Genomic DNA, 20,561 nt, shown 5'->3' with positions numbered 1-20,561 from the left:
TTTTTGACTTATAATATATTTAATTGACAGTTTAAATATGAAGTCAGGGAAGGTATGACAAATGGATTTACATAAATTAAAAGAATTACAGGCTGTTGTATTTGATATGGATGGTCTTATGTTTGACAGTGAGAGATATGTTCAGAAATCATGGGATCAGGCAGGAGAAATTCTGGGATATGGGCCTCTTGGACATAACATAGTCAATACCATGGGACTTAATCGTGATGACAGGGAAAAATATTTTAAAAAACACTATGGACAGGAGTTTCCGTTTCTGAAATTCATGGATACATATAGGAATGCTTATTATGAAATGTCAAAAGACAGTGGGGTTCCAGCCAAGGAAGGATTACATGAACTGTTAAATCTTTTAAAAAGACATGGAATCAAGATGGCAGTGGCAACATCTTCCAGCCAGGAACATGCTTTCGGGAATCTGAAAAGAGAGGGTATCAGAGATTATTTTCAGATGGTAGTTACCGGAAACATGGTAAAACGCGGAAAACCGGAACCGGAAATTTATCTGACTGCCTGTAAGGGACTGGATGTTGCACCAGAGAAAGCTATTGCACTGGAAGATGCAGCCAATGGAATACGCGCTGCTTATAGAGCAGGAATGATGCCGGTCATTATTCCTGACCTTGTCAAAGATACCAGTTTGGTAGATAATTTACTATTTGGAAAATATAAGTCTCTTTTGGATTTTGCTAAAGAGCTGGAAAAGAATTTATGGAAGGAATAGAAATTGGGAAAGAAAAGAAAAAGTGCAGGCTGCGAATATTGCAGTAATTATGTGTATGATGAAGAATATGAATATTATGTGTGTGAAGTAAACCTGGATGAGGATGAAATGGCAAGATTTATGAGCAGCAGTGATTGGGATTGTCCTTATTTTCAGATGGATGATGAATATGCAATTGTCAGAAAACAGATGTAGGAGGATAGTATGGATAAGTTTGAAAAATCATCAAAATTAGATTATGTATGTTACGATATCAGAGGGCCGGTTATGGATGAAGCTAATCGTATGATTCGGGAGGGAAAGGATATCCTAAAATTGAATATTGGAAATCCGGCACCATTTCGATTTATGGCACCAGATGAGATTGTTCAGGATATGATGATGAATCTGAGAGACACAGAAGGATATTCTGACGCCAAAGGGTTATTTTCGGCAAGGAAAGCGATTATGCAGTATTGTCAGTATAAAAATATTCCAAATGTGGGGGTGGATGATATTTATACAGGAAATGGTGTCAGTGAATTGATTACCATGTCCATGCAGGGATTATTAAATCCGGGAGATGAAATATTGGTGCCTGCACCGGATTATCCTCTTTGGACAGCATCTGTAACTTTGGCAGGAGGAACTGCAGTTCATTATATTTGTGACGAGGAAGCAGAGTGGTATCCTGATATTGAAGATATCCGGAAGAAAGTAACACCAAATACGAAAGGTATCGTCATCATTAATCCAAACAATCCTACAGGAGCATTGTATCCAAAGGAAGTTTTGCTGGATATCGTTAAGGTTGCCAGAGAAAATGGACTGATTATTTTTTCAGATGAAATTTATGACCGTTTGGTCATGGATGATCTGGAGCATGTTTCCATAGCATCACTGGCTCCGGATTTGATGGTTGTAACATTTAACGGATTGTCTAAATCTCACAGAATTGCGGGATATCGCTGTGGATGGATGAGTTTAAGTGGAGATAAATCCCGTGCTCAGGGATATATAGAAGGTTTGAATTTATTGTCATCCATGAGACTTTGTGCCAATGTACCAGCTCAGTCTATTATTCAGACTGCTTTAGGAGGACCGAAGACAACGGATGAAGCTTTGCTTCCGGGAGGTCGTGTATACGAACAGCGTAATTATATTTATGAGGCGTTAAATGAGATACCGGGAATCAGTGCGGTAAAACCGAAAGCCGCATTTTATATTTTCCCTAAGATCGATATAAAGAAATTTAACATTACGGATGATGAAAAATTTGTTTTGGATTTCCTTAAAGAGAAACATATTCTTCTGACTCATGGAGGAGGATTCCACTGGGAAGAACCGGATCATTTCCGAATCGTATATCTTCCTAATATAGATCAGCTGAAAAAGGCATGTAAAGGGCTGGATGAATTTTTAGCAGGATATCATCAAATATCATAATTATTAATATGGTACGGATGGATATGGAAAAAGCAGTCAAAGTGATCATAGACTATGTTAATTCATAAACAAGAATGTGCAAAATGTACAGGTTGTTATATACAGCCTGTATATTTTTTTGCAAAATCAGAGAAAACATAAATTATAGGGTTTTTCTCTTGAATAAAAAAATAAATGGGTTTAACATAAAAACAGAAATTTGGAAATCAAAGATTATTTGTTTGAAAAAGAGGGGGAATAAAGAAAAATAATGGAAAAAGCAGAAAATCAAAAAAACAGATTATTTTCGAACAAGGATTTAAAACAGTTAATTATTCCGCTGATTATTGAACAGCTTCTGGTAGTTACAGTGGGACTTGCCGATTCAATTATGACAGCAAGTGTTGGAGAAGCAGCTGTTTCCGGAGTATCGCTGGTAGATAGTGTTATGGTGCTGATGATTAATGTATTTGCTGCACTGGCTACAGGAGGTGCTGTGGTGACGGGCCAGTATCTGGGACAGAGAAAACATGTGATGGCATGTAAGACAGCAGATCAGCTGATCATGTTTATTACAGCATTGTCTGTTATTATCATGGCAGTAATATATTTACTACGGAATTTTATTCTTCATGGAGTCTTTGGACAGATTGAACCTGATGTTATGTATAATGCCAGAATATACCTTTTGATCGTAACAGCATCTATTCCGTTTATAGCTGTTTATAATGGATGTGCAGCATTATTTCGTACAATGGGAAATTCAAAAGTTGCCATGAATATGTCTATGTTAATGAATGGGATTAATATTGCAGGTAATGCTATTATGATATATGGAATGGGAATGGGTGTGGAAGGAGCTGCGATTCCCACACTTGTTTCAAGAATCATTGCGGCTGTAATTATGCTGATATTAATTAAGAACAGAAATCAGGCAGTACATTTAAGCCATCATTTTCACTTTGCTTTTAAAGGTTACCTGATTCAGAAAATCTTACATATTGGTGTACCTAATGGAATTGAAAATAGTATGTTTCAGCTGGGAAAAATCCTTGTATTGAGTCTAATTGCAGGATACGGTACATCTTCCATTACTGCAAATGCGGTCAGCAATCTGATTGCACAGTTTGAGATTATTCCAGGACTGGCCATTGGTTTTGCTGTGCTGACGGTAGTTTCCAGATGTGTTGGAGCAGGAGATTATGAAAATGCCAGATATTATACAAAGAAACTGATGAAAATCGTTTATGGAACAATGCTTATATCAAATGCACTGATTGTTCTTGCTCTTCCAATTATCATCAAAGCCTATCATTTATCACCGGAAACAGCGGCACTTACAGAGAAACTTATGATTTATCATACATTGTGCTGTATTACCATATGGCCGATTTCCTTTACCCTTCCGAATACCCTGAGAGCTGCTAATGATGTGCGTTACTGTATGATTACAGCGATTGTATCCATGTGGATCTTCCGAATATTTTTAAGTATAGTACTTGGGAACTGGCTTCATATGGGAGTCTTTGGGGTATGGGTTGCAATGACACTGGATTGGGTAGTGCGTGCCATTATGTTTATGGTCAGATATATAAAAGGAAAATGGCAGTTACTGCGAATCTATTAAGTTTTATATATTAAAAAAATTTAACATAAGGTTTTCCTTTTCATGATAGAACCTCCAATGGAAAAAGGCTATCCTTTTAAGCAAGGATAGATCATAGACAACGATTGAAAAGGAGGAACTATTGTTATGATTCGAACAATTAGAAGAAGTATAAAACGTGGAAGCATGAAACGTACTGCGGTTATTGCTCTTTCAGCTATGATGCTTACAGGCGGATGTTTCGCTGCAGTTCCAAATACATCTAATGTTCAGGCAGCAACAGAACACTGGAATGATGCTTCCACATCAGCAGATTGGAAGACATGGAAAGATAACTGGGAAGCATACAGCAGCAATTATGAAAATGTATCATTGACACCAGGTGTAAATCAAAGCCAGCTTAACTTTGCATGGTATAGCAAAACTGAAGAAACTCCAAAGGTTCGTATTGCGGACAATAAAGATATGACAGCAGCTGTAGAATACGAAGGAAAGCAGACACAATCAGTTGTAATTTCTGATGTCCAGTATTATTCCAATAAGGCAACGGTAAAAGATTTAAAAGAAAATACCACTTACTACTATCAGGTATTTCAGAACGGTCAGTGGCAGGATGCACAGAAATATTCTGTAAAATCCTTTAAAAATTACTCTTTCCTATATGTAGGAGACCCTCAGATTGGAGCCTCTAAAGGACAGACCAGTACGGAAGGGGATTCAATGAGTAATGCAGGTAACAAAGTTACTTCAGATGCAAATGCAAATCTTGCAGCAAGAAATGACAGTTACAACTGGAATAAGGTGTTAAATCAGGCGGTAGCTAATCATTCTAATGTAAGTTTTATTGCGTCAGCAGGGGATCAGGTAAACTATGGTGCAAATGAAAGAGAGTATGCAGGATATTTAGGGGCAGAAGCATTGAGATCTCTTCCTGTTGCTACAACCATCGGTAACCATGATTCAAGCTCTAATCAGTATTCATTACATTATAATAATCCAAATTCATTCGATGAAAATGATACAACATCAACAAAGAGTCCAAAACAGTATACAGAAGGAAAGACAGCGGCAGGAACAGACTACTACTACACTTATGGAAATACACTTTTCATTGTATTAGATACAAACAATTATAACTGTGCAACTCATGAAAATGTTATCCGTAAGGCAGTGAAAGAAAATAAAGATGCAAAATGGAAAGTTGTTATGTTCCATCAGGATATTTATGGATCTGGTTATGACCATTCAGATTCTGACGGTATGATTTTAAGAACCCAGTTAACACCATTGATGGATAAATATGATATCGATGTAGTTCTTCAGGGACATGATCATACATACTCCAGAACTTATCAGCTGCAGGGAGATGGAAAGAATCATACAGCATATAATAATACAGCAAATACCGGATCTGCAGATTTTGCAAATCAGAACAACTGCTATGAAATCGTAAATAATACAAAGAGCGGAACTGTTGTAAATCCAGAAGGAACAGTATATTTAGAAGCAAACTCTGCAACAGGTTCTAAATTCTATAACTTAATTCCAACACAGCAGGATTTTATTTCTGAACGAAGCCAGTCATGGACACCAACTTATTCTGTAGTAAATGTAACAGATGATTCTTTTGAAGTAACAGTATATGATGCAACAACAGGAAAAGAATTAGAAGGATCATCTACTTATAAAATCGTAAAGAAAGCAGAAGAACCAAAACAGGAACTTAAGGAACAGAAGATTACAGGTACATCTTCTTATACAAAAGTTTATGGGTCTAAACCATTTGCATTAAATGCAAAAACAAACGGTAATGGAAAATTAAGCTATACAACATCTAACAAGAATGTAGCTACAGTTGACAGCAAAGGAAATGTGACAATCAAAGGTACAGGAAAGGCTGTTATTACAGTCAAAGCTTCTGTAACTAGCCAGTACAAATCTGCTACAAAGAACATTACAATCACGGTTGTTCCAAAGAAACAGTCTGTGTCTGTATCTAACAAAATAAAGAAAGCATTGACAATTAAATGGAAGAAAGATTCCAAGGCTTCCGGATATGAAATTGTTTATGCAACAAACAGTAAATTCAGCAATAAAAAAGTTGTAAGTAAGAATACACATACATCTGTTTTGAAATTAAGCAAATTAAAGAAGGGCAAAAAATATTATGTAAAAGCTCGTTCATTTAAGACAGTTAGCGGAAAACGTTATTATGGTTCTTACAGCACAACAAAAAAAGTTACTGTAAGATAATAATATAAATAATAAAATATATACATTGCCTGGGCCTGAACATCCTTTATGTCGGGTTCAGGTTTTGTTATTACATAGGGAGTTGATAGCGGACTTGTCCGCTTTGTTCTAACATATATAACATGAAGGAAGAGTTTATTTATGAAGATAACAGTAAATTGGAAAAAGATTGTAATAGGAATTATCATTGGGATTATATTTGTGGCTGTTTTGATCCGATGCAATCAATTTGAAAAAAAGCAGATGGTATCAACGAAAGGTCAGACATATGAAAAAGCAGTTGTTACTCAAATTACCAAGGATAATCTGGCAGAAGATGGGAACCGCTATGGAACCCAGGAAGTTATGGTTAAAATAAAAACCGGAACATATTCCGGAAAAGAAATGAATGCCATTAATCCTGACGGAACTTTATTTGGAGCAAATTGTAAAATTGGTACAAAGGTCATTGTCATTGTAAATACAGCAGATGCAAATACAAGTGTTACGGTGTATAGTCAGGATCGTACTATGGCAATTTATGGATTTGCTCTGATTTTTGCAGCAGTTGTATGTCTGATTGGAGGGAAAAAAGGAGTGGAAGCTATAGCAAGTCTTGGATTTGCATTTGTATGTATCGTATATCTTATGTTTCCTCTGATGTATCAGGGGGTATCTCCAATCTTAATGTCCATTATTGTTGCTGCATTTACGACTGTTGTAACACTGGGACTTCTTGGCGGATATACCACAAAAACATTATCAGCTATCATAGGAACAACCTGTGGAGTCGCTATTGCAGCTGTTGCAGCAATATTGTTTGGAAAAGCAGCAGGAATTACAGGGTATAATGTATCAGATATTGAAACACTAAATTATGTGGCACAAAATTCTTCTATTAAAATAGGACAATTACTGTTTGCAGGGATTATTATTTCAGCTCTTGGAGCGGTGATGGATGTGGGAATGTCCATTGCTTCCACTATTCAGGAAATTCATGAGACAGATCCGGCACTGCCTGCATCCAAATTATTCATGTCTGGAATTCGTGTTGGAAGAGATATGATGGGAACCATGACCAATACTTTAATCTTTGCCTATGTAGGTGGTTCATTAACTACTTTGATTACCAATTATGCTTATGATCTAAGCTATCGTCAGCTGGCCAATTCCTATATCATAGGTATTGAGATCATGCAGGGATTATCAGGAAGTCTTGGGGTTGTTCTTACAGTTCCTATTACAGCTTTGTTTGCAGCGTTTTTTGTGACACGAAAATCATAAAATCAATTTATGAAAATCATAAATTTTATCTATAAAATAATTGACAGAAAGAAAAAACTAGGGTATGTTAAATACATAGTAAATAAAGGAGTTATTAAATGTTAACAAAGAAGATGACAAATTGTGCATATTGCTTTTATTTCCAGGGTTATTATTTTTATCCTGGCTGTTTGTGCTACAATGAATCATCTCCTGTGAACAGATAACTTTAAGTAGAATTTCGGATATCATAGGGCATGCGTTCTTGTAGCAGGAATGCATGTCCTTTTTTTATTACATAGGAAATTCCTTTGAATTTCCTATGTAATAAAAAACGTTCCGCGAGGATATGACCAGATGGATAAAGGAGAAAATTATTATGATTATTATTTTGAAGAAACAGGCAGAGGAAAAACAGGTTGAAGCATTAAAACAGGAGATGGTGGAACAGGGGCTTTTAATTCATGAATCTGAGGGAGAAAATACCCGGATCTTAGGTCTCATCGGAGATACTTCTGTAGTTGATATGCGTCACATTATGGCAAATGATATTGTTGAAAATGTGCAGAGAATTCAGGAACCATATAAAAAAGCAAACCGCAATTTCCATCCGGAGGATTCTGTGATTGAAGTTGGAAATGTAAAAATCGGTGGAGGACATTTTCAGGTAATCGGAGGACCTTGTTCCATTGAATCCAGAGAACAGATGGTGGAAGTGGCTCAAAAGGTAAAAGAAGCAGGGGCAGGACTGCTTCGAGGAGGTGCTTTCAAACCGAGAACTTCTCCATATTCTTTTCAGGGATTACATGGGGATGGATTGAAGCTTCTTTTAGAAGCAAAGAAAGCTACAGGTCTTCCCGTTGTAACAGAAATTATGGATGCCAGCCATTTGCCATTGTTTGAAGATGTGGATCTTATTCAGGTTGGAACAAGAAATATGCAGAACTTTGAGTTGCTGAAAGAATTAGGAAAAATTGATAAACCGATTCTGCTGAAAAGGGGAATGGCCAGTACCATTGAAGAGTGGCTGATGAGTGCAGAATACATTATGGCAGGAGGAAATGAAAATGTAATACTTTGTGAAAGAGGTATTCGAACTTATGAAACCGCCATGAGAAACACTTTGGATTTATCTGCGATTCCAATGATCAAAAAGAAATCACATCTGCCGGTTATCGTAGATCCTTCTCATGCAACGGGAATTCGTGCCATGGTAGAACCAATGTCTCTGGCAGCTGTGGCAGCTGGTGCAGACGGATTAATGATCGAAGTGCACAATAATCCGGCAAAAGCATTATGCGACGGACCTCAGTCTCTGACACCGGAATCTTTCAAAGAGTTAATGGAAAAGGTAACAAGAACAAGAGAATTTTTTGAAACTTTGTAGACGAAATCAAATATTATTGCTAAAATAATAAAACAATAAGAGAAATGACAATATAACCCGGGAATCTTCGGAATCCCGGGTCTAAAGTGCGTGAAAGGAGAAAACCATGAAAGTAATCGTTGGACTGGGAAATCCAGGGAAAAAATACGAAAATACAAGGCATAATATAGGATTTGCAGCTCTTGATTATATTGCAGACAAAGAAGGCATAAATATAAATACGGGAAAGCATAAAGCATTGGTAGGATCCGGGTATATGGGAGGGGAAAAGGTTCTTCTGGTAAAACCTCAGACGTTTATGAATCTAAGCGGAGAAAGCCTGCGCCCTATTATGGATTTTTACAAATTAGATCCGGAAGATTTTCTGGTGATTTTTGATGATATTGATCTGGATGTGGGAAGACTTCGAATCCGTAAAAAGGGAAGTGCAGGGGGGCATAACGGTATCAAGAGTATCATCAGTCATCTGGGGAGCATGGAATTCCCAAGGGTTAAAATTGGTGTTGGAGCAAAACCGAAAGGATATGATCTGGCAGATTATGTTTTAGGACATTTTGGAAAAGAGGATCAGGCAATCTTATCAGAACGATTTGAAGATGTGTATGATGCTGTGAAACTGATTGTAGAAGATAACATTACGGAAGCTATGAATCGTCATAATAAGAAAAAGTAGGGAAGCAAAGTGTTAGAACAGGTATTAAAAAATGATAGTGTATATCAGCAGATGAAGGCAGGCCTTGAAGAGAATCAGGGTCCTGTTTTCGTGTCAGGATGTACCGATACAGCTAAATGGCATTTGACCAGTCTGCTGGGAAATCAAAGTAAATATAAAATCATTATTGTATCGGATGAAAATGCAGCAAGACAATGGGTGGAAGGCTATCAGTTTTTTGGAGATAAAGTTTATTATCTTCCGGCAAAAGATCCACTGTTTTACAGTGCAGATGTACATGGAAATGCAATTGCCAGGGAACGAATGAATTGTATTGAGAGAATCATCAAAGGACAAGGTGGAGTTTATGTTATGTCCATCGATGCTGTTATGGATAGAGTGGTGCCTTTGGCAGAAATAAAAAAACATCGCATTACATGGAAAACAGGTGATACGGTGGAAGAAGGGAAAATATCCGGAAATCTGGTGGCTTTGGGCTATGAAAAGACCGGATTTGTAGAGGCAGCGGGAGAGTTTGCCATTCGTGGCGGAATTATAGATATTTATCCATATACAGGAGATTGTCCCTATCGAATAGAACTCTGGGGTGACGAAATAGATTCTATTCGCAGTTTTGAAGCAGAAAGCCAGAGATCTATTGAGGAAGTTCCAAGTCTGACAATCTATCCGGCAACGGAAATTATTCTGGGAGATGAGAGAATTTCCCAGGGACTTTTAGCACTGGAAAAAGATTATAAAAAACTATCTGGTGAGTTTCATAAAAAATATGAAACAGAAAAGGAAGTTCGATTAAAGAAAGAAATGAATCGGGTTCGTGAAGAACTTTCAGAACTGCATATGCTCATTGGGGCGGAAGGATACCTGCCATATTTTTATGAGAATCTCGTTAGCATTCTTGAGTATTTTCCAAAAAACAGTATGGTATATCTGGATGAGCCTAAACATGTAAAGGAACGTGCCAATGGGTTCTTTCTTGAGTTTATGGAAAGTATGAAAAGCCGTCTGGAAAGCGGATATCTTTTTCCAAAACAGATGAATACAGTAGTGGAATTTTCACAGGCATCCAGACAGATAGAAAAGCATCCTATGGTTTGTTTTGCTGCATTGTCCACAGAGATTGAGGAATTTTCAATATATAAAACTTTTTTTATAGAGGCAAAATCTATTCAGTCCTATAATAACAGTTTTGAACAACTGATAAAGGATCTATCAGCCTACCAGAAAAAAGATTACAGAATAATTGTAGCATCTCCATCTGTGACCAGAGCCAAACGGCTGACAGAAGATATGAGGGAAAATGACCTGGTGGTAACCTATGATAAAGATTTATCCGAAGAAATCTGTCCGGGGCAGGTTGTGATTACTGCTGGAAAATTAAAAACAGGTATTGAGTATCCCGAGACAAAATGGGTACTGATTTCTGAAAGTGATATTTTTAAAGGAAGGAAAGAAAAGAAAAGGAAAAAAACTTCCGGAAAAGCCAAAGGAGAGAAAATTAAAAGTTTTGCTGATATTAATATTGGCGATTATGTTGTTCATGAAAAGCATGGAGTTGGAATTTATCGAGGAATAGAAAAAATCACAGTTGGCGGTGTTGAGAAGGATTATATAAGCATTGAATATCAAGGTGGCGATAACCTGTTTATACTGGCATCTGCACTGGATCAGATTGCAAAATATGCCAGTGCAAATGCAAGAAAGCCCAAACTTCATAAACTGGGCGGAACTGAATGGAAAAAGACGAAAAGCCGTGTAAAGAGCCAGGTGAAAGATATTGCAAAAGAGCTGGTAGAATTGTATGCAATCCGTCAGGCAAAAGAAGGATATGTATATGATAAGGACAGTGTATGGCAAAAAGAGTTTGAAGAATTGTTTCCTTATGATGAAACTCAGGATCAGCTAAATGCCATAGAAGATACAAAGCGGGATATGGAAAGCAAAAAGATTATGGACCGTCTGATCTGCGGAGATGTGGGGTATGGAAAAACAGAAGTTGCTATTCGTGCAGCATTTAAGGCGGTGGATAATAATAAACAGGTAGCTTATCTGGTGCCGACGACGATTCTTGCACAGCAGCATTTTAATACCTTTGTCCAGAGATTTGCACAGTATCCTATTTCTGTACGGGTAATGTCCAGATTTTGTACACCAAAAGAACAAAGAGAGACTATCGAAGGATTGAAAAATGGAACAGTGGATATTGTCATTGGAACCCATCGGCTGTTATCAAAAGATATGCAGTATAAGAATCTGGGACTGCTGATCATCGATGAGGAACAGAGATTTGGGGTCAATCATAAAGAAAAAATAAAAACCATGAAGAAAGATGTGGATGTATTGTCCCTATCTGCAACACCGATTCCAAGAACATTGCATATGAGTCTTATTGGAATTCGTGATATGAGTTTGCTGGAAGAACCGCCTCACGACCGGCGTGCTATTCAGACCTATGTTATGGAATACAATGAGGAACTGGTAAAGGAGGCTGTTTATCGTGAAATGACTCGAGGTGGACAGGTCTATTATGTGTACAACCGGGTAAATAATATTGCAGAAATCACTGCCCAGCTTCAGAAGCTTCTGCCCAATGCCAAGGTAGCATTTGCCCATGGACAAATGAAAGAGCGAGAGCTGGAACAGATTATGATGCAGTTTATGAATAAGGAAATCGATGTACTGGTTTCTACAACAATTATTGAAACAGGATTGGATATTCCAAATGTAAATACAATGATAATTCATGATGCCAATCAGCTGGGGCTGTCGCAGCTATATCAGCTCAGAGGACGGGTAGGACGATCTAATCGAAATGCTTTTGCATTTTTAATGTATAAACAAAATACATTGTTGAAGGAAACGGCAGAAAAACGATTGCAGGCAATTCGTGAGTTTACGGATCTTGGTTCGGGTTATAAAATTGCCATGAGGGATCTGGAAATCCGAGGAGCAGGCAACCTTTTAGGTCAGGCACAATCCGGTCATATGGAAGCAGTAGGTTATGATTTATATTGTAAGATGCTCAACGATGCGGTGATGCGTCTGAAGGGAGAACTTACAGAGGAAGATGAATTTGAAACTACACTGGATCTTGATATCAATGCATTTATTCCGGCAGCCTATGTAAGAAATGAGTATCAGAAACTGGAGCTTTATAAGCGTATCTCATCTATTGAAACAAAGGATGAAATGGAAGATATGACGGATGAGCTGATAGACCGTTTTGGAGAATTGCCAAAAGCTGTGCATAATCTGCTTTATGTAGCTTATTTAAAGGCACTTGCCCATAAAGCATATATGACAGATGTGAAGCAAAAAGATGAGAAGGTGTTTTTTGAGATGAAAGCAGATGCCAAAGTAGATGTGGATCGAATACCGGAAGTTCTAAATGAACATAAAGGTGAACTGTCTTTCCGAGCAGGAAATATCCCTACGTTTGTTCTGAATCTGGAAAAGATAAAAAAAGTAAAACGTCTTGGAAAAATTGAACATTGTGTGAACTCTTTGAATTCATTGATAATGCGATAGTTTTATAGTATAATACTTCGGGAAGTATTTAGATTAAAATTAAAGGAGACAAATAATATGAAAAAGTTAATGAAAAAACTGTTTTGCCTGACAGCAGTGGTTTCTTTAAGTTTATCTCTTCTGACCGGATGTGATAAAAACAAGAAAACATTGTTTGAATATGCGGGGCAGAAAGTAACATTTCAGGAAGCGCATGTTTATGCCAGAATCATGCAGTATCAGGCAGAAGCACAGTATGGATCATATTTCGGAGATGACATGTGGTCTATGCAGGTTGGAACAGATAGTGATGGCAAAAAGATTACCATGCAGCAGTCTGTAAAAAACAGCGTTATTGAACAGTTAAAACAGATTAAAGTACTGGTAGCGCATAAAGACGATTATGATGTAAAATTAACAAAAGACGAAAAGAGTCAGTTAAATGAGAATGTAAATGCTTTTGTAAAAGATGACGTAGGCAAGAAGGTTATGAAGAAAACAGAAGCAGATAAGGACATGATCAAACAGCTGTATGAGGAAAGCCAGATTGCCACAAAAGTAATGCAGGCAATCATTGAAAAGGCAAATGTAACAGTAACAGACGAAGAAGCCAAAACAGTTAAAGTATACAAGCTGTTGTTTACGACTAAAACTACAGACAGTAAGACTGGAAAAGAAAAAGACATGACAGCAAAAGAAAAGAAAGCTCAGTATACAAAAGCAAAGTCTGCATTAAAAGCGATTAAAGGTGGACAAAGTGTCAGCACAGTAGCTAAAAAGTATGGAGTAAACACAGATAACGAAGAATCTTATACAAAAGGTAAATCTGCGCTTGGAGATAAGTTTGAGGCGGCAGCAGCTAAATTAAATAAGAATCAGGTAAGTGGAATTGTTGAAACAGATGACGGTTACGTTATTATTAAAATGCTGAATCCAAATGATACATCTGCAGCAGCATCCAATAAAACAACACTGCTTCAGGAAAAACAGCAGGAAGCTTATGAAAAAGTCTATAAAAAATGGACAAAGGAAGCTGATAAAAAGTGGGATGATGAAAAATCTGTAAATCAGGATCTCTGGAAAGAAGTAAAATTCTCTTATAAAGCAACGACAGCTTCTACAACAGCTACTACAGAAGCAACAACAACAGAAAGCAGTAAATAGAATATAAAAGAGCTATTAAAGAATTTAATAAGAGGCAGTGAATAAATTTCACTGCCTCTTTTAATTTTTTTACCGTTTCAATAAGAAATCAGATTATGCCTGAGCTTTTGCCCATGCATCCAGTTTATCACTGTCTGCCTGAGCTGCGTCCATGCTGTCTGCTCTTACACCATAGTAGAATTTGATTTTAGGTTCTGTTCCGGATGGACGTACACATAACCAGGAACCACCTTCTAATTCATAGTACAGAACGTCAGATTTCGGAAGTCCGATTGGAGAAATATCTCCAGTAGCAACGTCAAGAATTGTATCATTTCCGTAGTCACGAACTTTTTCAACTTTAAATCCAGCGATTTCTTTTGGAGGATTTTCACGGAAATCAGCCAGCATAGTCTTCATTTTGTCCATTCCTTCCAATCCCGGGAAGTCCATAGCAGTGATGCGGTCAAGATAGTATCCATATTTTTCGTACATATCAATCATAACATCCCATAATGTTTTACCCTGGGTTGCGTAGTATGCAGCAGCTTCACAGAGAGCAACTGTTGCAGATACGGCATCCTTATCTCTGGCATAGGTTCCGATCAGGCATCCATAGCTTTCTTCCAATCCAAAGAGATAAGTTCCTTTTCCAGTATTTTCAAATCCAAGAATTTCTTTTCCGATCCATTTAAAACCAGTTAATACTTTAATTAAATTCACGCCATATCCGGCAGCAACAGCATCAACCAGATTTGTTGTTACGATAGATTTAATAACTGCACCATCTTCTGGAAGGGAACCATTGATTGCTTTTTTCTGGCTTAATACATATTCACATAACAGAGAACCGGACATATTTCCTGTCAATGGAATGTAATCACCTGTTTTTGAATCTTTTACATAAACACCAAGACGGTCAGCATCCGGGTCTGTAGCCAGAACCAGATCAGCATCTTTTTCTTTAGCAAGAGCAAGACCAAGTGCAAAAGCTTCTTTTGCTTCCGGGTTTGGATAGCTGACAGTAGGGAAGTCACCATCTGGTAATTCCTGTTCTGGTACAACATAAACATTTTTAAATCCTAAATCGTCAAGTACGCGACGTACCGGCAGGTTTCCAGTTCCGTGAAGAGGAGTGTAAACGATCTTTAATTTAGATGCCATTTCATCGATTGCTTTTTGGTTAAATACCTGTTTTTCAACTTCTGAGATGTAGGCATCATCAACTTCCTTGCCAATTACTTCGTATAATCCGGCAGAAACAGCATCATCTTTTGAAATTGTCTTGCATGTGGAAATATCCGTAATGGCATTAACCTTTGCGGTAACTCCTGATGCGTGAGGATCTGTAAACTGTGCACCATCTTCCCAGTATACTTTGTATCCGTTATATGCAGGCGGATTATGGCTGGCTGTAATATTGATTCCTGCGATACAATCCAAATGTCTTACGGCAAAGGATAATTCAGGAGTAGGACGGAGAGATTCAAAGATATATGCTTTGATTCCGTTAGCTGCGAGACATCTTGCTGCTTCATCTGCAAATTCCGGAGACATATGTCTGGAGTCAAATGCAATGGCAACACGTTTTTTATCTGTGTTCTGTTCCAGAATGTAATCAGCCAATCCCTGTGTAGCTTTTCTGACAACATAAATATTCATACGGTTGATACCAGCACCTATAATTCCACGAAGTCCGGCAGTTCCAAATGCCAGGTCTGCATAAAAGCGTTCTTTGATTTCATTGTCGTCATTTTCAATGGCTTTCAGCTCTTCTTTTGTAGCCTCATCAAAATAAGGGTTGCTCAGCCATTCTTGGTATGTTTCTTTGTAATTCATAAGATTAACTCCTCCTTTAAGTTATTTTAAATGCCTTTGTTTAATTATACCTTAAAATGAACTAAAATACATTATAAATTTGTACATATTTTTCGAGAAAAATTGTTCGAAGCTCTTTTGATAAAACAAATTCTTCCAATTTGTCAATATATCGTGGAGAAACCCAGTGTTTTTTGTGACTCATATACTGATTTGAGATTTTCCAGAATTTTTCCGGAAATAAAAACAGCCCGTAAAGACAGGAATAGTCATTGGAAGACAAAGGAAGTTCTCTGCTATAATTTTTTAAAACAGCTTCACAATAGGTAAAACGGTAATTATTTTTTTCAAGAACTTTTCTCAGAAAATAGTACAAATCCAAAATAGGATATCCATAATAAAAATGCTCAAAATGAATGGTTGCAGGAAAATGATCAGTAATCAGTACGTTATGGTGGTTATAAGAACCATGGCACCATCCGGAATGAGAAGGTGCAGAAGATTCAAGAAGGCTAAGAGAACTTTCCATTTGTTTCCAGAAATCACCAGTTTGTTCTATGAAAAGATACTCAAAGGTTCCTTTATTTTTTTTGTTGCGGATAAAGCGGTAAATACTTTTCATTTCTGAATATTTTTGCTGATATTGTTTTGGAATCGAAAGGTATTTTTTGATATTTTTCATTGGAAAAGAAAGATTCAGGGAAATTCGATGAAGCATTCCAAGATTGGATGCTGCAATCTGAAGATCTTTTAAAGAATGAATGTCACATTCAGATCCGGTAAATGTTTTTCGCAGAGTATAGGTCTCATAATATTTATCGTAAGTAAGAAAACAGTCATTTCTATTTAAAATGTACTGATCGGTATAAAGGAATCCTGCATCTTTTAGCATTTTTGTCCACTGAGATACAGCAAAAAGCCGTTCTTCTGAGAGTGAAGTCTGCGCCAGGGCATAAATTCCGTGACTGGTATGGCACAGGACTCCGCCACGACCCCGTTTCAGGTAATCAGTACAAATATCATATTGGTCCAATAACATTTGATATTTCTCGTTCAACATATATCCTCCTCAAAGTTCTACCTCTAATGATATGATGGTAAAAGCTGGAATATGATATTATCTTGTCATTCAACTTTAAATGGGATATACTGATTATAAATTCAGAAAGGAGTATGAATCATGAGAAAGAGATTTTTATTGATAGCAGGTATATTACTCATTGGTGCCGTTTCATTGGTGGCATGCGGGAAAAAGAGCCCAAGCAGTCCGGAGTCTGAAGTAACAACAGAAGCAACAGAAAGTAAAGATACAGAGGCAACAACAGAAGATGCACAGACAACAGTTGCAACTTCTGAAACAACAGAAGCAACAACAGAGCCAGTAGACAGTGATGATGTTGCGACAAAAGAAGATGAAGAAGCAAAACCTGAAACAGGAACAGGAACATTTAACGGATGGGTAGATTCAAGTTCTGTTGAAGTAGAGATGGCCAACGGTGAATACAAAACCTTTTTTGTGTATAACGAAGATGTGAAAAAGGCTCTGAATGATAAGGGAGAAGGAAGCAAGATAACATTTACATATGGAGCCAAAGCGGGACAGGCTAATATGCAGATTTTATCTGTAAAATAAAAAAGAAAGTATCATAACAAAAGGATTGGATTTTGCAAAAGCAGTATCCGGTCCTTTTTTTAAATTTCCCATGTAACAAAAAAGCGCGCCGCTCTTCTATAGAAAAAATTAAGATTTATTCAGTTTTTTCGTCATAAATTTAGCTTTTTATTTGTATATAATATAAAGGACAAGAGGAGGAGGTGTCAGATGAAAAAATATCTGGTTGTCATGGGAGTGATACTAACGATCTTTTCCTGCTCTGTAAATATATTTGCCTCTGATCCGGAAGAAATGATAATGCAGAATAAAAATCAGGATGTACTGTTTGTAGGAAAAGTCAGTCACACTTCAAAAGATTATATTGTGTTAAAGGTGACAGATTATATTAATGTGGATTTAAGTGATGATACTATTGCAAAAAGGGAAGAGAATCATCGCTATGTGGTAGATAAATCAGGATATATTTCTTATCGATGGTCGTACCATGAAAAGGAAATATTGGAAGAAGGGGATAATGTTGTAGCATCATTAAAAAAGGATAAGCAGAACTGGAAGATTGGCAATGGTATTTATGAAGTAGATACAGATGATTATAAGACCTTATCTTTTGAACCTTTTCATAATGAATTGTCTTTCAAAAAAACTGCATTGAAATATTTTATTAATTCAGATGGTCAGATGAAAAGTTTCTCTGCAAAAAATAATAGTAGAGAAATATATAACAATAAAACAAAAATTTATGACAGGAGGTGGAAATTGAAAAAATATCTGACAATAGAAGAAATTAGAAATGAAGAAAAATTGAAAGCTATGGATCAGAAAGCACATATTAGGGAATCCAGAGTACTGGGAAGTGTTTCAACAGGATTTAAGCGTAAAATTTTATTTGCAATTGATATGATTGTAATTATTGGGATGGTAGCGGTATTGAAGAAAAAAAGCCGCAATAACAAGCTAAAAGAGAGAAAATAATTTACAGGGGAATCAGATAAAAAACGCTCCGCGCGGATGTGCACGATGTGCAAAGGAAAGCAGTTAAAACTGCTGCACATCGGCACGCAAAGCGGAGCAAGTCCCTCATAATTGAGGGATACAGGGAGTTGATAGCGGACTTGTCCGCTTTGTTCTTTAATTAACTAATAATCCTGAATCTGAATTTTGAAATATTTCTGAGGATGTGCACATACTGGACATTCTTTTGGTGCTTCTTTTCCGAAATGAACATGTCCGCAGTTGGTACAGATCCATGCAACTTCAACATCACGTTTGTATACAATATCTTCGTCCAGGTTTGCACTGAGTTTCTGGTAGCGTTCATCATGATGCTTTTCAATTTCAGCTACCATTGAGAAAAGGTTGGCAATTTCATCAAATCCTTCTTCTTTTGCTTCTTTAGCAAAGGTTGGATACATTTCTGTCCACTCAAAATTCTCTCCTGCAGCGGCATCTTTTAAGTTCTCGATTGTGGATGGAACACTTCCGCCATGAAGAATCTTAAACCAGATTTTTGCATGTTCTTTTTCGTTTAGTGCAGTTTCAGCGAAAATATTTGCAAATTGAACATATCCATCTTTTTTTGCCTGACTAGAGTAAAAATCATATTTATTTCTTGCCTGAGATTCACCGGCAAATGCTGCCATTAAATTTGCTTCTGTTTTTGTTCCTTTTAAATCTGCCATTTGATTACCTCCTTAAAAACAGTAATTATTACTGATATTATTATATCACTTGAAATACAATTTGTCAATTTTTTTGCTCCGTATGATAAGAATATTATAGTCAGGAAAAGGGAAAATATGCATGGTTTTCTGGTTATGATATAATAAATAAAAGGAGGTATCTGGTATGCGTATGTATGATTTGATTTTAAAGAAACGTAATGGAGAGAATCTGACCAAACAGGAGATTGACTGGATGGTAGAGGGATACACCAGGGGAGTGATACCTGACTACCAGATGTCAGCCATGATGATGGCAATATATTTTCAAGGGCTTAATCCTTCAGAGACCTATAATCTGACTCAGGCAATGGCAGAAAGTGGTGATTTTCTTGATTTGTCATCTATACCGGGTCTGAAAGTAGATAAGCATAGCACTGGAGGGGTAGGAGATAAAACTTCCCTGGTACTGGCTCCGGTAATTGCATCACTGGGGGTGCCGGTTGCCAAAATGTCAGGACGAGGGCTTGGGCATACTGGAGGGACCATAGATAAGTTAGAAAGTATTCCAGGATTTTGTACAACTCTTACAGAAGAACGGTTTATAACTCAGGTGAAACAAATCGGAATTGCTTTAATGGGGCAGACAAAAGATCTGGCACCGGCAGATAAATTGCTGTATGCATTGCGTGATGTCACGGCAACGGTAGATCAGATGTCATTGATTGCCAGCAGTATTATGAGTAAAAAACTGGCAGCAGGAGCCGATGCCATCGTATTGGATGTAAAAACAGGTAACGGTGCATTTATGAAAAAACCGGAAAATGCAAAAGTACTTGCCAGGGCTATGGTAGAAATTGGAACAAAAGCCGGCAGAAAAATGACAGCGGTTATTTCCAATATGGATGAGCCATTGGGAAATGCCATTGGAAATGCTCTGGAAGTGAAGGAGGCAATTGATACTCTTTTGGGAAAGGGATCGGAAGATTTTACGGAACTGGTTTATAATCTTGGAGCATATATGCTGATTTCTGTTGGAAAAGCGGAAAATGTTAAGGATGGAATCTGTCAGATAAAGGAGGCTGTGGAAAGCGGGAAAGCCATGGAGAAATTTCTGCAGTTTGTAGAAGCACAGGGTGGAGATATAAATGCAATAAAAAATCCATCGCTGCTTCCAAAGGCCCATATAATAGAAGAAATATATTCAGGGGAAGAGGGAACTGTTAATCGTATTGAAACACAAGAGATGGGGATTTGTTCTCTGATCCTAGGTGGCGGACGAGAAACAAAAGAAAGTATTATTGATCCGGCAGTTGGCCTGGTTCTTCATAAAAAGGTTGGAGATGCTGTATGTCGTGGAGACGTATTGGCAGAAATCCATGGAAATGATAAGGATAAAGTTGAGAGAGCAAAAGAGCATTTCTATAAAAATTTTATTATTTCCACAGAGAAAGCAGAAAAAAAGTCTATGATCCAGGACGTCTTATTTTTTTAGAAAAGGCATAAAGTATAA

The 20,561-nt window shown here is 37.2% G+C and carries 16 protein-coding genes; 13 read left to right on the top strand and 3 right to left on the bottom strand.

Annotated elements, in window-relative coordinates:
- The first annotated feature begins 61 nt into the window (after positions 1–61).
- From KTB61_RS05020 to KTB61_RS04975, 10 genes are all read left to right on the top strand, one after another.
- Positions 62–745 (top strand): HAD family hydrolase, encoded by a 684-nt coding sequence (locus tag KTB61_RS05020; protein WP_075759541.1) that lies wholly within the window; start codon positions 62–64, stop codon positions 743–745.
- A gap of 3 nt (positions 746–748) precedes the next feature.
- Positions 749–940 (top strand): DUF6472 family protein, encoded by a 192-nt coding sequence (locus tag KTB61_RS05015; RefSeq protein WP_075759540.1) that lies wholly within the window; start codon positions 749–751, stop codon positions 938–940.
- 9 nt (positions 941–949) lie between these two features.
- On the top strand, positions 950–2,170 hold the full coding sequence (locus KTB61_RS05010; protein ID WP_216696945.1) for a pyridoxal phosphate-dependent aminotransferase: 1,221 nt from the start codon (positions 950–952) through the stop codon (positions 2,168–2,170).
- Between the two features lie 250 nt (positions 2,171–2,420).
- Positions 2,421–3,776: an MATE family efflux transporter gene (locus KTB61_RS05005; RefSeq protein ID WP_075759538.1), complete on the top strand. Its 1,356-nt coding sequence runs from the start codon at positions 2,421–2,423 to the stop codon at positions 3,774–3,776.
- Between the two features lie 126 nt (positions 3,777–3,902).
- Entirely contained in the window at positions 3,903–6,008 is a 2,106-nt protein-coding gene (locus KTB61_RS05000; protein WP_330390881.1) for a metallophosphoesterase, read from the top strand.
- A 141-nt stretch (positions 6,009–6,149) separates the two neighbouring features.
- Positions 6,150–7,271 (top strand): YibE/F family protein, encoded by a 1,122-nt coding sequence (locus KTB61_RS04995; protein ID WP_075759537.1) that lies wholly within the window; start codon positions 6,150–6,152, stop codon positions 7,269–7,271.
- Between the two features lie 358 nt (positions 7,272–7,629).
- Positions 7,630–8,637, top strand: coding sequence for a 3-deoxy-7-phosphoheptulonate synthase (gene aroF, locus KTB61_RS04990; RefSeq protein ID WP_216696944.1), 1,008 nt, complete (start codon positions 7,630–7,632; stop codon positions 8,635–8,637).
- A 106-nt stretch (positions 8,638–8,743) separates the two neighbouring features.
- Entirely contained in the window at positions 8,744–9,310 is a 567-nt protein-coding gene (gene pth / locus KTB61_RS04985; protein ID WP_075759535.1) for an aminoacyl-tRNA hydrolase, read from the top strand.
- A 9-nt stretch (positions 9,311–9,319) separates the two neighbouring features.
- The gene (mfd, locus tag KTB61_RS04980; protein WP_216696943.1) at positions 9,320–12,835 is read left to right on the top strand and encodes a transcription-repair coupling factor; all 3,516 of its coding nucleotides are present in this window, start codon (positions 9,320–9,322) and stop codon (positions 12,833–12,835) included.
- A 57-nt stretch (positions 12,836–12,892) separates the two neighbouring features.
- Positions 12,893–13,978 carry a peptidylprolyl isomerase gene (locus KTB61_RS04975; RefSeq protein WP_075759533.1) on the top strand — a complete coding sequence of 362 codons (1,086 nt, stop codon included), beginning with the start codon at positions 12,893–12,895 and terminating at the stop codon, positions 13,976–13,978.
- Positions 13,979–14,071: 93 nt separating this feature from the next.
- Here KTB61_RS04975 and KTB61_RS04970 read toward each other — a convergent pair whose 3' ends face one another.
- Entirely contained in the window at positions 14,072–15,796 is a 1,725-nt protein-coding gene (locus KTB61_RS04970) for a phospho-sugar mutase (protein ID WP_075759532.1), read from the bottom strand.
- A 61-nt stretch (positions 15,797–15,857) separates the two neighbouring features.
- Positions 15,858–16,835: a phosphotransferase gene (locus KTB61_RS04965; RefSeq protein WP_230973615.1), complete on the bottom strand. Its 978-nt coding sequence runs from the start codon at positions 16,833–16,835 to the stop codon at positions 15,858–15,860.
- Positions 16,836–16,955: 120 nt separating this feature from the next.
- On the opposite strand from KTB61_RS04965, the gene KTB61_RS04960 reads away from it, so the two are divergent.
- Together KTB61_RS04960 and KTB61_RS04955 are read left to right on the top strand one after the other, a co-directional pair.
- A complete protein-coding gene (locus tag KTB61_RS04960; RefSeq protein ID WP_216696942.1) occupies positions 16,956–17,408 on the top strand; it encodes a nucleolar protein 3 in 453 nt (150 codons plus the stop codon).
- Between the two features lie 189 nt (positions 17,409–17,597).
- The gene (locus tag KTB61_RS04955) at positions 17,598–18,362 is read left to right on the top strand and encodes a hypothetical protein (protein ID WP_216696941.1); all 765 of its coding nucleotides are present in this window, start codon (positions 17,598–17,600) and stop codon (positions 18,360–18,362) included.
- Positions 18,363–18,526: 164 nt separating this feature from the next.
- Here the strand turns inward: KTB61_RS04955 and rbr are convergent, their stop codons facing one another.
- Entirely contained in the window at positions 18,527–19,069 is a 543-nt protein-coding gene (gene rbr / locus KTB61_RS04950; protein ID WP_075759530.1) for a rubrerythrin, read from the bottom strand.
- 166 nt (positions 19,070–19,235) lie between these two features.
- Between rbr and KTB61_RS04945 the strand changes: the two genes are divergently transcribed.
- Positions 19,236–20,543 carry a pyrimidine-nucleoside phosphorylase gene (locus KTB61_RS04945; protein WP_075759529.1) on the top strand — a complete coding sequence of 436 codons (1,308 nt, stop codon included), beginning with the start codon at positions 19,236–19,238 and terminating at the stop codon, positions 20,541–20,543.
- The last annotated feature ends 18 nt before the right edge of the window (positions 20,544–20,561 follow it).

Source organism: Anaerostipes faecalis, assembly GCF_018982945.1.
GTDB lineage: Bacteria > Bacillota > Clostridia > Lachnospirales > Lachnospiraceae > Anaerostipes > Anaerostipes faecalis.
Note: the sequence above shows the minus strand (reverse complement) of the source record. Positions and strands in the feature narration are given on the sequence as shown.

What these genes read in the sequence shown, in the direction of transcription:
- pth (WP_075759535.1), top strand. Translation starts at nt 8,744, where the DNA reads ATGAAAGTAATCGTTGGACTGGGAAATCCAGGGAAAAAATACGAAAAT.
- KTB61_RS05000 (WP_330390881.1), top strand. Translation starts at nt 3,903, where the DNA reads ATGATTCGAACAATTAGAAGAAGTATAAAACGTGGAAGCATGAAACGT.
- KTB61_RS05010 (WP_216696945.1), top strand. Translation starts at nt 950, where the DNA reads ATGGATAAGTTTGAAAAATCATCAAAATTAGATTATGTATGTTACGAT.
- KTB61_RS04995 (WP_075759537.1), top strand. Translation starts at nt 6,150, where the DNA reads ATGAAGATAACAGTAAATTGGAAAAAGATTGTAATAGGAATTATCATT.
- KTB61_RS05020 (WP_075759541.1), top strand. Translation starts at nt 62, where the DNA reads ATGGATTTACATAAATTAAAAGAATTACAGGCTGTTGTATTTGATATG.
- KTB61_RS04975 (WP_075759533.1), top strand. Translation starts at nt 12,893, where the DNA reads ATGAAAAAGTTAATGAAAAAACTGTTTTGCCTGACAGCAGTGGTTTCT.
- KTB61_RS04965 (WP_230973615.1), bottom strand. Translation starts at nt 16,835, where the DNA reads ATGTTGAACGAGAAATATCAAATGTTATTGGACCAATATGATATTTGT.
- KTB61_RS05005 (WP_075759538.1), top strand. Translation starts at nt 2,421, where the DNA reads ATGGAAAAAGCAGAAAATCAAAAAAACAGATTATTTTCGAACAAGGAT.
- aroF (WP_216696944.1), top strand. Translation starts at nt 7,630, where the DNA reads ATGATTATTATTTTGAAGAAACAGGCAGAGGAAAAACAGGTTGAAGCA.
- KTB61_RS04970 (WP_075759532.1), bottom strand. Translation starts at nt 15,796, where the DNA reads ATGAATTACAAAGAAACATACCAAGAATGGCTGAGCAACCCTTATTTT.
- KTB61_RS04960 (WP_216696942.1), top strand. Translation starts at nt 16,956, where the DNA reads ATGAGAAAGAGATTTTTATTGATAGCAGGTATATTACTCATTGGTGCC.
- KTB61_RS04945 (WP_075759529.1), top strand. Translation starts at nt 19,236, where the DNA reads ATGCGTATGTATGATTTGATTTTAAAGAAACGTAATGGAGAGAATCTG.
- rbr (WP_075759530.1), bottom strand. Translation starts at nt 19,069, where the DNA reads ATGGCAGATTTAAAAGGAACAAAAACAGAAGCAAATTTAATGGCAGCA.
- KTB61_RS04955 (WP_216696941.1), top strand. Translation starts at nt 17,598, where the DNA reads ATGAAAAAATATCTGGTTGTCATGGGAGTGATACTAACGATCTTTTCC.